The 15,861-nt window shown below is 38.0% G+C and carries 13 protein-coding genes; 11 read left to right on the top strand and 2 right to left on the bottom strand.

What is annotated here, in order from left to right; translation table 11 throughout:
* The first annotated feature begins 6 nt into the window (after window positions 1-6).
* The 5 genes from K8P03_RS03035 to K8P03_RS03015 all read left to right on the top strand — a co-directional run bounded on the left by K8P03_RS03035 (window position 7) and on the right by K8P03_RS03015 (window position 6,425).
* Entirely contained in the window at window positions 7-2,547 is a 2,541-nt protein-coding gene (locus tag K8P03_RS03035) for an ATP-dependent Clp protease ATP-binding subunit (protein WP_223418206.1), read from the top strand.
* A gap of 4 nt (window positions 2,548-2,551) precedes the next feature.
* On the top strand, window positions 2,552-3,727 hold the full coding sequence (locus tag K8P03_RS03030) for an ornithine cyclodeaminase family domain (RefSeq protein WP_223418205.1): 1,176 nt from the start codon (window positions 2,552-2,554) through the stop codon (window positions 3,725-3,727).
* Entirely contained in the window at window positions 3,727-4,821 is a 1,095-nt protein-coding gene (locus K8P03_RS03025; RefSeq protein ID WP_209772560.1) for an ornithine cyclodeaminase family domain, read from the top strand. Before K8P03_RS03030 ends, K8P03_RS03025 begins: the two co-directional genes overlap by 1 nt.
* Window positions 4,822-4,842: 21 nt before the next feature.
* On the top strand, window positions 4,843-5,772 hold the full coding sequence (arcC, locus tag K8P03_RS03020; protein ID WP_223418204.1) for a carbamate kinase: 930 nt from the start codon (window positions 4,843-4,845) through the stop codon (window positions 5,770-5,772).
* A 305-nt stretch (window positions 5,773-6,077) separates the two neighbouring features.
* Window positions 6,078-6,425: a hypothetical protein gene (locus K8P03_RS03015; protein ID WP_223418203.1), complete on the top strand. Its 348-nt coding sequence runs from the start codon at window positions 6,078-6,080 to the stop codon at window positions 6,423-6,425.
* A 476-nt stretch (window positions 6,426-6,901) separates the two neighbouring features.
* Here K8P03_RS03015 and K8P03_RS03010 read toward each other — a convergent pair whose 3' ends face one another.
* Together K8P03_RS03010 and K8P03_RS03005 are read right to left on the bottom strand one after the other, a co-directional pair.
* The gene (locus K8P03_RS03010) at window positions 6,902-8,362 is read right to left on the bottom strand and encodes a coiled-coil domain-containing protein (protein WP_223418202.1); all 1,461 of its coding nucleotides are present in this window, start codon (window positions 8,360-8,362) and stop codon (window positions 6,902-6,904) included.
* Between the two features lie 186 nt (window positions 8,363-8,548).
* Window positions 8,549-8,734, bottom strand: coding sequence for a hypothetical protein (locus K8P03_RS03005; protein ID WP_223418200.1), 186 nt, complete (start codon window positions 8,732-8,734; stop codon window positions 8,549-8,551).
* A 354-nt stretch (window positions 8,735-9,088) separates the two neighbouring features.
* On the opposite strand from K8P03_RS03005, the gene K8P03_RS03000 reads away from it, so the two are divergent.
* The 6 genes from K8P03_RS03000 to K8P03_RS02975 all read left to right on the top strand — a co-directional run bounded on the left by K8P03_RS03000 (window position 9,089) and on the right by K8P03_RS02975 (window position 15,855).
* Entirely contained in the window at window positions 9,089-9,520 is a 432-nt protein-coding gene (locus K8P03_RS03000; protein ID WP_223418197.1) for a GNAT family N-acetyltransferase, read from the top strand.
* A 987-nt stretch (window positions 9,521-10,507) separates the two neighbouring features.
* Window positions 10,508-11,209, top strand: coding sequence for a zinc metallopeptidase (locus K8P03_RS02995; protein WP_223418195.1), 702 nt, complete (start codon window positions 10,508-10,510; stop codon window positions 11,207-11,209).
* Between the two features lie 193 nt (window positions 11,210-11,402).
* Entirely contained in the window at window positions 11,403-11,864 is a 462-nt protein-coding gene (locus K8P03_RS02990) for a CtsR family transcriptional regulator (RefSeq protein WP_209772552.1), read from the top strand.
* A 1-nt stretch (window position 11,865) separates the two neighbouring features.
* The gene (locus K8P03_RS02985; RefSeq protein ID WP_223418193.1) at window positions 11,866-12,450 is read left to right on the top strand and encodes a UvrB/UvrC motif-containing protein; all 585 of its coding nucleotides are present in this window, start codon (window positions 11,866-11,868) and stop codon (window positions 12,448-12,450) included.
* Window positions 12,447-13,424 (top strand): ATP--guanido phosphotransferase, encoded by a 978-nt coding sequence (locus K8P03_RS02980; protein ID WP_223418191.1) that lies wholly within the window; start codon window positions 12,447-12,449, stop codon window positions 13,422-13,424. The genes K8P03_RS02985 and K8P03_RS02980 overlap by 4 nt, the downstream gene beginning before the upstream one ends.
* Entirely contained in the window at window positions 13,414-15,855 is a 2,442-nt protein-coding gene (locus tag K8P03_RS02975; protein WP_223418190.1) for an ATP-dependent Clp protease ATP-binding subunit, read from the top strand. Before K8P03_RS02980 ends, K8P03_RS02975 begins: the two co-directional genes overlap by 11 nt.
* Window positions 15,856-15,861: the final 6 nt, after the last annotated feature.

Raw genomic sequence — 15,861 nt, 5'->3', positions numbered from 1 at the left:
GTAAATATGGACATAAGTAAGTATTCACAATCTTCTGTGGAAATTATTAAAGAAGCTAATAAGGTTGCCATCAGGAAAAACAACGTAGAGGTATCTGACCTTCACATTTTCTATGCGATTTTGACCTTAGAGGAAAAATTAATAAGAACCTATTTTAAGGAACTTAAGGTAATCTACCAAGATGTTTTGGATGATACAGAAAATGCCCTGACCAAATTAAGGTCAGCTAAGGGGATTTCTTCCCTCTACACATCAAGGTCTTATCAAAGAGCTCTTTTGATAGCAGAAGAAATTTCTAGAAACCAGTTTGAAGAAAAAATCAAGACCGAACACTTGGTTTTGGCCCTCCTAAGAGAAGCCGATATGCCAACAGCAAAACTTGCGGCGACACACGGTCTAACTTATCAAATTTTTAACGAATTAGTTGCCAAGAAATTTAACGAATACCTACTAAAGGGCGTCGACCAAGAAACTATAATCAACCTTGAAAAATACGGGACAGTCCTCACCAAGGAAGCCATCGAAGGAAGGCTTGATCCGGTTATCGGCAGGGAAGAAGAAACCAGAAACGCCATCAGGATTTTATCTAGAAGGATAAAAAACAATCCGGTTTTAATCGGGGATGCAGGCGTTGGTAAAACTGCCATAGTTGAAGGTATTGTCCAAAGGATTGTGGCAGGCGACGTGCCAGATGATTTAAAAGATAAGATTATATTCTCCCTAGATATGACAGCCTTAGTTGCTGGAGCAAAATACAGGGGAGATTTTGAAGAAAGACTTAAAAAAATTCTTGAAATTATCAAGGACTCTAAGGGAAGGATAATTCTATTTATAGATGAAATCCACAACATAATAGGTTCAGGATCTGCATCGGGAACAATGGATACAGCCAATATGCTGAAACCAATGCTGGCTCGTGGAGAGATTTTAACAATAGGTGCAACTACCATCGAAGAATACAGAAAGCACATTGAGGTAGATAAGGCCCTTGATAGGCGTTTCCAAAAAATCCTAATCGAGGAGCCAAGCGTTGAAACAACAATTGCTATCATGAGGGGAATAAAATCCAAATACGAAAACCACCATATGATAAAGATAACAGACCCTGCTATCACAGAAGCGGTTAAATTATCAAAGAGGTTTTTGACTGAGAGGAAACTCCCAGATGTGGCAATAGACGTCATAGATGAGGCTTGTGCCCAGGTAAAAATGGCGAGGGACCAAAAACCAGAAGAGCTAGATAATCTCCACAGGGAAATTGTCCAGCTTGAAATGGAAAATATAGCCTTAAAAAACGAAAAAGACAGCCTATCAAGCCACAGGTCCAAGGAAAAAGAAGAACAGATCAAAAAGCTTGAAGAAGAGCTTGCCCAAAAAACTGAACTCTATGAAAAAGAAAAAGAAAGACAAGAAACTATAGTCAAGCTTGAAAGAGAAATCGACATCATTGGCTTTGAGATAGAAGAAGCCAAGGATAAGAGAGACTTTGAAAACCTTGATAAGTTCGTAAGTCTAAAAGAAAAAGTAAGCGAAAAATTAAAGAAAATAGAAGATAAAGGAGAATATTATCCGCTGAGGACAAAAGTTGGCGTTTCTGAAGTCAAAGATATTATTTCAAAGATGAGCGGAATGCCAAAGTCTAAGCTCCAATATGACAAACTTGATTCTATTAAACTTGTTAGAGAAAAACTCAAGGAAGAATTCGTAGGCGGCGATGATATGATCGATAAGATTATAAATACCTACATCATATCAGAAGGCGGTCTCTTTGAGAGAAAAAGGCCAGTCCTAAGTTTTAATGTTTCAGGACCATCATCTTCGGGTAAGTCTTATATAGCCAAACTTTTGGCAGACTATCTCTATGAGGGAGAAAAATCCCTACTTAGCTTCGATATGAGCGAGTTTACTGATAAGTCATCAATCACCAAGCTGATTGGTGCCCCTCCTGGCTATGTTGGATACGAATTCGGAGGAGTATTGACCCAGGCATTAAGGACCAGACCTTACAGTGTGTTGGTTTTTGAAAATATCGAAAACGCCCACTTCGAGGTGCAAAACTTGGTCCTACAAATCATCCAAGACGGCACAATCAAGGATAACAAGGGACGCGACATCAACCTTAAAAACTCAATCGTAGTCCTAACCATGACTGTAGATAGTGACGAAGATTACGAAAAATTAGTCAAAGAAAAATTTGACGTGGACTTTGGCAAATATGTCGATTACGTCTTCAAACTAAGCCCTCTAGATGATGATAAATTAGATAAGCTTATTTACCTAAACTTTAGGGAATTAGAAAAAGCCCTAGCAGAAAGACAGATAAAACTCTCCTATGCGGACGGATTTTTTGATAAATTCGGCGTCTATGCCAAGGAAGAGGGTTTTGATGCAAGGAGCTTAAAGAAGCTTATAGAACAGGATGTTTACTTTTTGATTTGCGAGAAAAATCTCGAAAGCGAAATTAAAGCATTCTCAGAATTAACTTTGGATTTTGATAGTGAAAATAAGTTCACTGTCGAATTAAAAGAAAATAAAAATAAGGAGTAGAAGAATGGAATTTAAAGTACCAGAATTTGTTACACCAGACTTTTCAGAAGAAAAGTTCAAGAAAGCAGCAGACATTAGCCTACAAGAAGTAGAGAAAGACGGTGTTGCACCTGATGATTTCTACCTAACACGCCATATGCCAACATTCTATAAAGTAAATGGCGAATGGCAACTACCTGAACATACATCATTAAACTGTGTTGCAGTCCTAAAAGACGGCAAAATCGTAGTAGAAGAAATAAGAGACCTTAAAAAAGGTGATCAAGTTGTAGTAAGCGAAGACGGCAAAATCGAAGACGGTATCTTTGTTTATAACAACGCCTTCCCAGACGATGTATATTCTAAACCAGGTAAGGCCGTAGAAACATCATTCTCTGAAGACTATGACAACCTATTTGAACTCTTACAACACGAAAGAGATTCAGAAGATGGTTATATAGTATGGGTACTAGGTCCTTCAGTAGTATTTGACTATGATACTAGAAAAGCCCTTAACCAACTTGCAGAAAATGGCTATATCAACTGCCTATTAGGCGGAAACGCTATGGCAACTCACGACCTTGAAGGTGGATTCTTAAATACAGCTCTTGGTCAAAATATCTACACCCAAGAAAACCAACCAATGGGTCACTATAACCACCTTGACCTATTAAACGAAGTAAGAACAACAGGTTCTATAAAAGAATTTATCGCAAGCGGAAATGTAAAAGACGGTATCATCAAGACCCTATCAGACATGGACGTTCCATTTGTACTTTCAGGATCAATCAGAGATGACGGTCCACTTCCAGAAGTAATAGGCGATGAAGATAGAGCACTTACAGAAACAAAGAAAGAACTTGATAAGGCAACAGTAATTATTTGTATAGCAACCATGCTCCACTCCCTATCAGTAGCCAACATGGCATCTAGCTATAGGGTAAGAAAAGATGGAAAAATTTCACCAGTTTACCTATACTGTGTAGACGTAACAGAAAACGTAGTACACAAAGTAGGAGCAGCTAGAGAAAATCTTGCATACGTGCCAATGGTAACAAACGTACAAGATTTCGTAGTAAACTGTGAAAAAGCTCTAATAAGCCCAGCAAACAAGGCTTTTGCTAGAGAAATGGAAATTCCTGAAATGGAATACGTAGAAGCTGACAAAAAAGCAGATAAAAACGAAGGAGAGATACAATAATGAAATTTGAAATGCCAAAATACCATCACCCAGATTTTGAAAAAGACTTTCTTAAAAATGCACCAAATGTAACCCTAGAAGAAGTAAAAGAAGATGGACTTAGCCCAAGAAACTACCACGCTCTTTCAGTTTATCCAGAATACTTCAAAATAAATGACAAATGGGTATTAGCTGCTCAATCTAGAATGGATACAGTTTGTGTAGCAAACGACACACCAGGTGAAGAAAGTGTAAACATAGTTGAATTTAGAAACCTTAAAAAAGGTGACAAGGTAGTAATCGGACGTACAGAAGATGCTTCAGAAGGTATCTATGTATGGACCCAAGGCTTCCTAGAAGGAGATGCCCACCAAGATACTTTCGCATTTAGAGCAGGAAGATCAAGAGAAACAGCCTTCTCAATCGACTATGACAACCTATACGAAGTACTAAAATATGAAAAAGAACACAATGGTTATGTAACATTAATCGTAGGAGCAGCCCTAGCACTCGACAGAGACTCAAGAGCAGCCCTAGAAAGATTAGTAAGAAATGGTTATGTAAATGCAATCTTCTGTGGTACAGAAACTGCAGCATTCGACCTTGAAAAAGGAATCTACGGCACAACTTGGGGCCAAGAAAAATTCGAAAAAGAACAAAACACAACCAAAAACTTATACAAAACAATCAACCTAGCAAGAAAATACGGCTCAACCAAAGCCCTTGTAGAAAGCGGACTTGTAAAAGACGGCTTCATGAAAGCTTGTGTTGAAATGGACGTTCCAGTAGTAATAGCAGGCACAATCCGTGACAGACTAGGACTCCCTGAAACAATCAACAACGTATATGCTGCTCAAAACGAAATGAGAAAACACGCTAGAAAAACATCTACAATCATCATGATGGGCGCAATCCTCTACACAATCGCAACAGGAAATATGACCCCATCCTACAACGTATTTGACGGCGTAGTAAGACCAGTATACATGTACACAATCGACATCCAAGAATTCGCTGTAAACAAACTATCAGACAGGGGAACAGTTACAGCCGTATCAATGGTAACAAATGTTCAAGACTTTATCAGAAATGTTGACAGAGCCTTAAACAACTAAAATCAAACTTAAGGAGAAGCAATGAAAAAAATCGTACTTGCCCTAGGCGGAAACGCACTAGGAAATAGCCCAGAAGAACAAAAAAAAGCAGTAGCAGTAACTGCTAAATCAATCGTAGACTTAGTAGCAGAAGGCAACCAAGTAATAATATCCCACGGCAACGGCCCACAAGTAGGCATGATCAACCTAGCCATGGATACAGCAAGCAAATCAGAAGCAAAAACAGCTGAAATGCCATTTGCTGAATGCGGAGCCATGAGCCAAGGCTATATCGGCTACCATCTTCAAAACGCTATCGAAAACGAACTAGCAAAAAGAGAAATGGACCAAACCGTAGTATCACTTGTAACCCAAGTATTGGTAGACAAAGAAGACCCAGCCTTCCAAAATCCAACCAAACCAATTGGATCATTCTATTCTAAAGAAGAAGCTGAAAAACAAGCTGAAAAAGGCTTCACCTTCAAAGAAGACGCAGGCAGAGGCTACAGAAGAGTAGTACCAAGTCCAAAACCAATCGATATAATTGAGAAAAAAGCAGTCGAAAAACTCTACAACGATGGAATGATCGTAGTAGCAGCAGGTGGCGGCGGCATCCCTGTAATCAAAGAAGACGGCAAACTAATCGGTGTAGATGCAGTAATCGACAAAGATTTCACATCTGCAAAAGTAGCTGAACTAGTAGAAGCAGATATACTTGTAATCCTTACAGCAGTAGAAAAGGTAGCCATCCACTTCGGAGAACCAAACCAAGAATGGCTAGGACACCTATCAATAGAAGAAGCTGAAAAATACCTAGCAGACGGAGAATTTGCAGAAGGCTCAATGAAACCAAAAGTAGAAGCAGCCCTATCCTTCGTAAGAAACAAAGAAGGCGGAAAAGCGTTAATCACATCTCTAGAAAAAGCTCTAGACGGCCTAAAAGGCGAGACAGGAACCTATATAGAAAGGTAGTTCAAATTTTGTTGGCAAAATTTGAACGATTCTCACAATTTTACAAGGACAAAGTCCGCAGGAAAATTGATGAGAAACCTTCCGTAATTTTTTACAATAGATGCGACGAACAGGAGCATTGATTGTAAAAAGATTACGTTCCTTAGGAAAGGCGTTGCTTAAAATAAAAGAGACTTAATAGACTCCTGAAAAAAGATGGTGGGCACAATGCCCACTTCTTTTTATGTAAAAATATACTTTAGCTATAAATGTGATATAATAGACATAAGAAAACCTGATTAAATTTTGAAATGAAAGTATCTTATATGGATAAGAATTACGACAAAAAACGAAACCTATATTGTATAGCAAGCCTACTTGTAATCGCCTATACTGTTTTGACTATCTTTCTTGGGGAAGACTTTGGTCTTGGATATGATTTTGAAAATACTTTTTTAAACCCAATCCTTTTGCCCTTAAGCCTTTCCTTGTGGCTGTTTATAATAGGGATTTTCTTAAGAAAAAAATACGACAATCTCATTTTGCTCTTCATAGTAATATTTGCGGCAGTGCACGTAATTTATATAGTAATTGGAATTGGCTTTGATAAGACATTTCTCGACTTCATCAAAGAATACCTCATGTTTTTGACTTTTGGACTTATAAACCTATAAATTTGGCCCCATCTGGGGTCTTTTTTGAAGATTTTTTTAAGATAAAAACCCCAGCAAGGCTAGGATAAAATTGCCCTAGTATATAAGTAAACTCTAATACCCATAGGCAAAAATTTGCATATCCTATAGCGAAAAATTACCAGCACCCTATTGCAAAAAATTACCAAGAGAATAATACAAGATATAATAAGATATGATAAATACTCCTCTCACAAATTTATATGTGTGGGGATTTTTTCTTTTGTAATGTTTAGATTTTAGAAAAGGGACTGTAAAAATTTTTGTCTACCAACCTAAATCCTGATAAGGGTTTATTTGGGCAAAAAAACTCGGGCTTTTCGCCCGGGTCTTTTAGTTAGATAAGAGTGGTTTTTTAATCTTTTTCCCTTTTGGATAGGGAATTATTTATAGGATTAAATTTTTCTATTATCTCTTGTTTATAATATTATTTTGTGATTTATTTTTGTCAAATCTGCCTAATAAGCATAACCATTTTCGGCTAGGATTTTTTCTGCTATTTTTTGAAGTTCTTTGGATTTTTTGATTAGTTGTAATAGCTGTGGTTTGACGTCAGCTACTTTCTTTGGAGCTATTTCCATTAGGAGCTCAGCTGCTTTAATGGCGGTCTTGCTTCTCTCGACAGCCTCTTTTAGTCTGAGGACAGTCTTGGCTGAGAGGGTCTTTTTCTTGGTATCTTTGTCCTTGTCTCCGCCTAGGTAGTAATTATAGTCTGGGTCTGGAAGGATTGGATTATAATCTTTTTTCTCCTTATTCTTCCTTTCCTCTTCCTTGGCCTTAGCTAAATTTTTCTCAGCTAATTTCTTTGCATTTTCAAGGGCTTGGTTGACCTTTTCTACAGTATCGGCCTTATGAACCTTATCCTTAGCCACTTTCTTTTCCTCTTCGCTGAGGTTAGAAAGTCTGTCAATTTCTTTATTAGCATTTTCTTTAGACTTATTAAGAACCTTGGTATTGTTAGCTTCTAGTTTGCTGTTTAGGGCTTGTATTTTTGATTCGTTTTTTTTGATTCTTTTGTTTATTAATCCTATTTTAAATTCTAGTTTTTGATTTTCATCTTCTTTGGATTCAAGGTCAGTTTTAAATTCTTTGTATTTTTTATTAATGTTTTCATAATCCTTATTTATTGAATCTATTTCATCATCTAGTTTATTGCAAGCTTGCTCGGCTTTTTCTAACTTTTCATTATTCTCTTGCCAATTTTTTAATATTTCATTTACTTCTTTTTGTAGAGCTGCATTATCTGGATCTTTATCGAGTTTTTTTTGGGCATCTTTATATTTGTTTTTTAGTTCGTCCTTTAATTCATTTGCCTTTGAATGTTCCATCCTGCGTTCATCTAGCTCTTTATTTTTATTTACATAAATATCGTATTTAGCATCCCTATCTTTTTTTAATTGTTCAAACTCATTTCTTAGGCTAGGGGTGTCTGCCATTTGTCCTTTTAACTTATCTATTTCTTCATTTTGTTTTTTGTTTTCGTCTTTCAGCTTATCGAGTTTATTCTTATCATCAGCAATTTGCTGTTCAACAGGTTTCTGTTTTTCATCGCCGTCTTCATTATCATCTATATTTTCTTTATCCTCTTTGGCTTTTAAATCCTCAAGAGTTTTTCTTTGTTCTTCTAGAACATTGATTTTTCTGCTATTATTTTTTATTTTTTCTTTTTTTTCTTCGATTTTCTCAGAAATACCTTTGGTCTTTTCTTCTTCTTCGCTTACTTCAGCTTTTTTCTCAAGATACTTGGCGTTGGCTTCTGCATATTTTTTTTCATCGGCTTTTATTGCACGATATTGCTCAGTTCTTTTTTTGGTATCTTCTTTTACTATTTTATCTTGTTTGTCCCATTCGTAGGCTTTGGCTTTTGTTTGGGATTCTAGCTCTTTATTTGTTGGGTTTTTTTTCAACTCATCAGCCAAGGCTTTATATTCGTCGTATAAGGCTTTTCGCTTAGCTATACCCTCATTAACGAGTTTATCTAGCCCTTCCCATTTTTCATATTTAGGTGCATAAATTTCGTATAATTTGTCTGCTTCTGAAGCTAAGGCTTCAAGTTCCTTATTTAATTTATTTAAATTATCCAGACTTTTTTCTAGGTCAGAAACTTATTTATCGATTTTTGAGTTCTCTTTCTCAAGTTCTTGAATATTAGCTTCTTTTTCTTCTATTTGTTGGGCGATGGTTTTTTCTTCTTCAGCATAGGCTATGTTGGTTTTTGAGTCTATGATGTAGGCTCCTCCGAGTACAAGACTTACTGACATAGCTAGGGCTATAATTTTTGTTTTTTTCATAAATTCTCCTTTTACTCATAAATAAAGAAATGCATTGATAATAAGAATCATTATACATTATTTATCCGGGAGTTTCAATAAATATTGATAATCTGTTTGTATTTTTAAAAATATTTGAAATTTCCGGGACGTTATGGATTATTTTCCAATTTATTAGTAAGGTCTCTAAAGATATTGATAGGTTATATTAAGTTAGGAATTTGCTTTATGAAAATTTTGGAAATTTAGATATTTAATGATAATCGGGTAAAAACAGGTTTTATTCTCAACACAATCTGTTATAATTGTTTTAGGATAAGAGATTAACAGGATAAATGATATTTACAAATTTATGGAATTTAGATGGGGATAATAATGCAGAGTATAATTAAAACTTTTGATGACTTAACAAAGCGTGAACTCTATGAGATCTTAAGACTCAGGGTCGATGTTTTTGTGGTAGAACAAGCCTGTCCCTACCCGGAAATAGACGGAAAAGATTATGATGCTATCCATATTTATTTGGAAAACCAAGGTCAAATCTTAGCTTACGCCAGGGTCTACGAAGAAGAAGGACAAGTTCACCTAGGAAGAGTCATCGCAAAAGAAAGAAGAAAGGGCCACGCCACCCTTATCCTAAAAGAAGCTATAAAGGCAGCAAAGGAAAAATACCAGACCAGAAAAATTATCATAGAAGCCCAAACCTACGCCAAAAAACTTTATGAAAAGGTGGGCTTCGTGGAAGACTCAGAGGTCTTTTTGCTCGATGGAATTGAACATGTGAAGATGGTTTTGCAAATAAAATAAGATTTTTTTATCCGAGATAAATTATCTTTTTTTTCGTTAATCCGAGATTAACTGTATCATTTAAATAATCTAGGTCATTTACATGACCTCTCCGTAAAAAGGGGACCCCAGGGGAACGTTTCGCACGTTCCCCCATCGGGTCCCCTTTAAAACCCCTTCCGTTACCCCCTCCGGGCGACCCCTCACGGGGGATATTGTGTTTGCCTATCGGCAAACTTGTTGATATGTAGGAGCCCTTGTTTTAGTATATTAATATCCTAACTCTTTTAAAATTCCAAGCCTCCTAAAAATTGCAATCTAGTCTGACTTGTGTATTACATTTGAAAATCAGTTCACAGTAGTTATTGTATTCTTTATTGTAAAGAGCTGTCAGTGCAATTTTCTTAACGGATGCTTGGGATCTTAAAATACTTGGTCTTAAATTTTAAACTCTTCGTCTAAGTAAAAGTCATCTAGCAATGTTTGGCGGAAGCCAAACGAGCCTCGCAAGTTCTAGAACTTCGAGATAAAATATCTTCTTTATCGGGCAAAGATTTCTAATAGAAAGCCCCGTTAAGAAAACTGATTGTTTGAGGCGAAGCCGAGTTATCAGTTTTTAGGGGCTTGAATATTAGAAATCTCTGGGTAAATACACCAACTAAAACAAGGACGTTCTCTCTACTAAAAAAAGCTTGCCGATAAGGCAAGCTTCTGATTTCGCCCTCCGCATAAGGAGCCGCTCGGGGGTGTAGCCGAGAGGGGTTTAAGGGGAGGCGAGTGAGGGACCCTGCGGAAGGTCCCTTGGGCCTCCCCTTTTTACGGAGGGGTAATGTAAATGACCTAGATTATTATTGTGATACGGTTAATCTCGGATTAACAAAAAAAGATATTTTATCTCGGATAAATAGACTCACTAGTGAAAAGAACTTTGACCTTCTTTGACTTTTAAGAAAATTTGAATATAATAGCTTTAATACCAATTTTTTGAAAATAGAAACGAGGAATATTATGTATCCATATGGATTTTATTTTGATAGAACTTACTTTTTAGTATTGATTGGCCTTGTGATTTCAATGCTGGCCCAGGCTAATATCACTTCAAAATTTAATAAGTATAGTAAAATTAGGTCAAAACGCGGGATGACTGGGGCGGAAGCGGCCCAGATGGTCCTTAATTACAATAATTACAGGGATATTTCTATTAAGAGAATTCCTGGGTCCTTGTCAGATTATTTCAATCCTATGACCAAGGAGGTCGCCTTATCTGACACATCCTTCCATGATTCGTCAATAGCATCTTTGGCTGTGGCTCTCCACGAAATTGGCCACGTTATCCAGTTTAAGGAAGGCTATATACCTCTTAAGGTCAAATCCTATATGGTGCCTGCGGTTAATTTTGGATCGAGATTATCTTTTCCAATTCTTTTGGCAGGAGTATTTTTATCCCAACAAAAGCTAATAACCATAGGCTTGGCCCTATTTTCCCTTACACTTTTATTCCAAATCATAACCCTACCTGTGGAGTTTGATGCGTCAAGGCGTGCTATAGTAGCCCTTGAAAGGACCCATATCCTTGATGAAAGTGAAATCCCAGGAGCAAAGGATATGCTAAGATCAGCTGCCCTCACCTATGTGGCAGCAACCCTTGCGACAGCCCTTCAATTATTGAGACTTTTCCTCTTATTTGGGGACAGGAACCGTAGGGACTAAGAAGGAATTATCAAAGGAAATTAAGTGCCCTGGCCGATTTCTGGGGTGCTTTTGTTTTTAAAAGAAATTTACATTGTAAATTCCTAGCAATCTAGTATAATTCATTTAGGAAGCGAGGCTTCCTTTATTTTACAGGCAATGGTCAGAGATAGTCAGTAAGCTTTGACCTATAAATAGAGAAAGACAGGAGATTATGGCAGGTTTAACTAATCAAATAGAAAGATTTCTAAAGCTCATGCTCGAAGATAGCGTGGACGGCGCTTTGGAAATTGGGAGAAATGAGCTGGCGAGTCAGTTTGATTGTTCGCCAAGTCAGATAAATTACGTGCTTTCAACCAGGTTTACACCTTATAACGGCTACCTAATCGAGAGTAAGCGTGGGGGCAATGGCTTTATAAAGATAATAAGCATTGTCGAAGAAGACGACTATATTTCCTATTTACTTAGGAATTTGGCCAAGGAAATGAGCGAATCAAACGCCAATAATCTTTTTAGAGACCTTTACGAGAGGGAATATTTTGACAAAAACGAGTACCTGATGGCAAGGTATGCCACAAGCGATAAGACCCTGGCAGATATTGAGGCCAAGGGCCGAAACACAGTCAGGGCCTCGATTGTCAGAAGCCTTCTTTTGAGTATTTTGGCAAGGAGTTAATATGAAATGTGATAAATGCGGCAAGGATGCCAGTGTGAGCCTAAAGGTGATTTTTAATGGCAATAGCCACAATATCCACCTTTGCTCAGATTGTATGAAAAAATATTCAAATGCTCCAGAAAATTTTGATCCGACAAAAATTAGCGGGGAAAATATTTCTTTCAATCCAAAGGATTTGGAAGGACTTTTGCAAAAGTTTATCCCAAGTCTTGAGGAAGTTATAGATGGGTTTTATGAATATAAATACAACCAGGCCAACAAAGAATTGTCCTATATCCTAAATGTAGATGAAAAATCCTGCCCATATTGTGGGAATTTGGAGTCAAATATTAGAAATGGGGTCTTTGGTTGTGCCCATTGCTATAACCTAGACAAGGCCCTTACAGACAAGGTTTTAAAGACCTACAACAATTTTAGCGACTACAAGGGTGCCTACCCAAGAGCAGAAAGAAAGTTTAAAGAAGTGGCTGATGAGATCAAGGAATTATCAAAGAGGCTCAACGAATCTGTTCAAACAGAGGATTATGAGCTGGCAGCCGATCTTAAGGAAAAAATTGATAAATTAAATATGCAGGTGAAAAATTGAGAGATTTTGCAAAAGACATCCTAATCTCTACCAACCTATCTTTAAGGAGAAACATCAAGGGCTATGATTTTCCAACAACCATGACCTATGACGAGTCCCTTGTAATAATGGATATGGTAAGGAGCGTTTTTGGTGATAGGCTTGTTTTACTTACTGATTTGGACGACGAAACCATTGATAGACTCATTTCAGAAATGGTCCTAAGTCCTGATGTGACTAATAAACTTGCCCAGGTTGGCCTTATTTTTGAGGGGGATACTACCCTTGTAATCAACGATAGGGACCACATTTCCATAAATATTTCAAACTTTGATTTGGATTTAACTGGGGCTTACAAAAAGGCAGTCGAAATTGAAAAAGTTCTCGATAGCCATTTTGATTTTGCCTTTTCTAGCGAATACGGTTATCTGACAAGTGGGGCGAGAAATGCGGGAACAGGCCTCGAAATTTGGATGAAATTATTCCTTTTTGGTTTGATTGATAATCCAAAAACCTACGCAGGCTTTGAGCAGGCTATGGTTTACGCAGGCCTATACCCACAGAAATTTATTCCCCAAGGCTTAAAGTCTTATGCAGATGACCTATATTTGCTAAAAAATTATGGAAATTACAGGGAAAAGCCTGAATCCTACCTCAAAAAGATAGAAAAAGACCTAGAAACTCTGGTCAAAAACGAGAGAAGGTTTAGGAGAGATTATAGGATTTTAAATAATATAGACGATAGAGAAGTAGAAGAAGAGATTGATTTAATCGAAAAAAGCCTTGAAACAGGACTTGTTAAGAGCATTGATAAGATGATGAAGGGCCTTTATAGGCTTAAAAAATACCAACTTTTGGGCTTTAATATAAAATTATCAGAAGATGAATTAAATAAGATGATCAAAAATCTTTCTTCTCACAAGTATAAGGAAAATTTCGATGCCGGAAGGTACGAATATTTGATGAAAGAAATGGGGGAAAGCCATGGAAAATAATAGATTAAACAGACTAACCCAACAGGCCAGGCGTGAGTCCTATAGTCTAAACCACGACTATATAGGGACTGAACACCTCCTCCTTGCCCTCATGAAAACAGGGTCAGGGGCGACTAAGGCCCTAGAGGCGGCAGGTGCTAATTACGAGCTTTTAAGGTCCATTGTCATTAACAATATTGGCAGGGGCACAGCTGTAAGGCCTGCGACTGAATATAGCAAAAAAGTAAGGAAAATTTTAGAAACTGCGAGATTTTACGCCAATAACAGACGTGCCCTTGCCACAAGTGAAGAAGACGTCCTTTTGGCAATTATAAACGATGAAGATTCCTTCACAAATATCATGTTTTTACTCTCAGGAGTGGACAAGGAAACAATCAAAAAGCAACTCCTAAGCATGGTTAGGGCAGAAAAATCAGAAGGTAAGGCACCTTCTAAATTCAGTGAAAATATCACAAATTTCTGCACAAACCTAAATGACATGGCCAAGGCCGGAAAGATTGACCCGGTAATAGGTAGGGATGAGGAAATCAAGAGGATAATCCAAATCCTAATGAGAAGGACCAAAAATAACCCAATCCTAATCGGGGAACCAGGCGTGGGCAAGACTGCCATCGCAGAAGGTCTTGCATATGAACTTGTAAATGGGAATCTCCCTGGCATTATGAAGGACAAAACTATTTTAAGCCTGGACCTTGCTTCAATGATTGCAGGGACCAAGTACAGGGGCGATTTTGAAGATAGGCTAAAAAAATTATTCGAAGAAGCCGCTAATCGTGACGATTTGATTTTATTTATAGATGAGTTTCACATGGTTCTAGGTGCTGGTGCTGCCGAAGGATCAATGGATGCGGCCAATATCCTAAAGCCAATTTTGGCTAAGGGAGATCTTCAGGTAATAGGGGCTACAACCATTGATGAATACAGGAAACACGTGGAAAAGGACTCGGCCCTTGCTCGACGTATGCAGGAAGTCCAAGTCGACGAGCCAAGCCTTGAGGATTCTAAAAAAATCATTAGGGGCCTAAAGCCTATGTACGAAGACCACCACAAGGTAGAAATCACAGACGAGGCCATAAATGCGGCTGTTGACCTATCTGATAGGTATATTACAGATAGATTCTTGCCAGATAAGGCCATAGACCTAATAGACGAGGCGGCCTCAAAGCTAAGGATTTTGGCCTTTGACGATGAGGAAGAAAACACAGATACCAATGAAGATATACTGGAGAAATTGAAGGCGGAAAAGGACCAGGCAGTTCTTGACCAAGATTTCGAAAAGGCCGCCAAGCTCCGCGATATAATAAATCAAAAGAAGTTTGACCTGGAAGAGGAAAAGGAAGAGGAAAAAGCGGCCTACAAGCTAGCTATTTCCTACGATGATATAGCAAATATTGTCGCTTCTTGGTCCAAAGTTCCAGTTGAAAGGCTCACAGAAGACGAAAAAGCCAAGTATGCTAGCCTTGATAAAAATTTGGCGGGCACAGTTATCGGCCAAGATGAGGCAATAGCAAGTGTTGCCCGTGCCATCAAAAGGGCAAGGGTAGGACTTAAAGATCCTAAAAAACCAATTGGTTCTTTCATCTTTGTGGGACCTACAGGTGTGGGTAAGACTTACCTTGCAAAAAGTTTAGCAGGGGCCCTTTTTGGCTCAGAAGACAGGCTAGTTAGGATGGATATGAGTGAATATATGGAAAAATTTGCCGTAAGCCGTTTGGTGGGATCTCCTCCAGGCTATGTTGGCTACGAAGAAGGTGGCCAACTCACCGAGGCAGTTAGGACCAATCCATATTCCGTAATCCTCTTTGACGAAATCGAAAAGGCCCACCCAGACGTCTTTAACCTCCTTCTTCAAATCCTAGATGACGGAAGGCTCACAGATGGTCAGGGTAGGACCATTGACTTTAAAAACACAATAATAATTATGACCTCAAATGTTGGTGTATCAAGCCTTGCTAAGGCCACATCAATCGGTTTTGACCTGGCAGAAGATAAGCAAGAGGCCGACAACGAACGCAACAAGGAAATAATAACAAAGGCCATCAAGGATTCCTTTGCGCCAGAATTTTTAAACAGGCTAGATGGAACAATCATGTTCAATTCCCTAAGCCAAGCTAATATCAGGGAAATAACTGGCTTAATGCTTGAAAAAACTAGGGCTAGACTTAATGAAATCGGCATAGAAATAGCCTTTGACGAGAGGGTTGTAAACCTCCTTGCCAAGGAAGGCTTCAACTCCGAATATGGAGCAAGACCACTAGAACGCCACATCACAAAGATGATAGACGATAGGCTTGCTGAAGATATTCTTGATAACAAGCTTGATAAGGACATGACTATTAGGATTTATGTTCAAAACGATAGGTTGTGTTTTAGAAACATTACTAAATCTAAGAAAGCTTCTAAAGAAGCTAGGCAAGAAGCAAAAGCATAATACAGA

The organism is Anaerococcus murdochii, assembly GCF_019957155.1.
Classification (GTDB): Bacteria; Bacillota; Clostridia; order Tissierellales; family Peptoniphilaceae; genus Anaerococcus; species Anaerococcus murdochii.
This window is presented reverse-complemented; position numbering and strand designations above follow the sequence as displayed.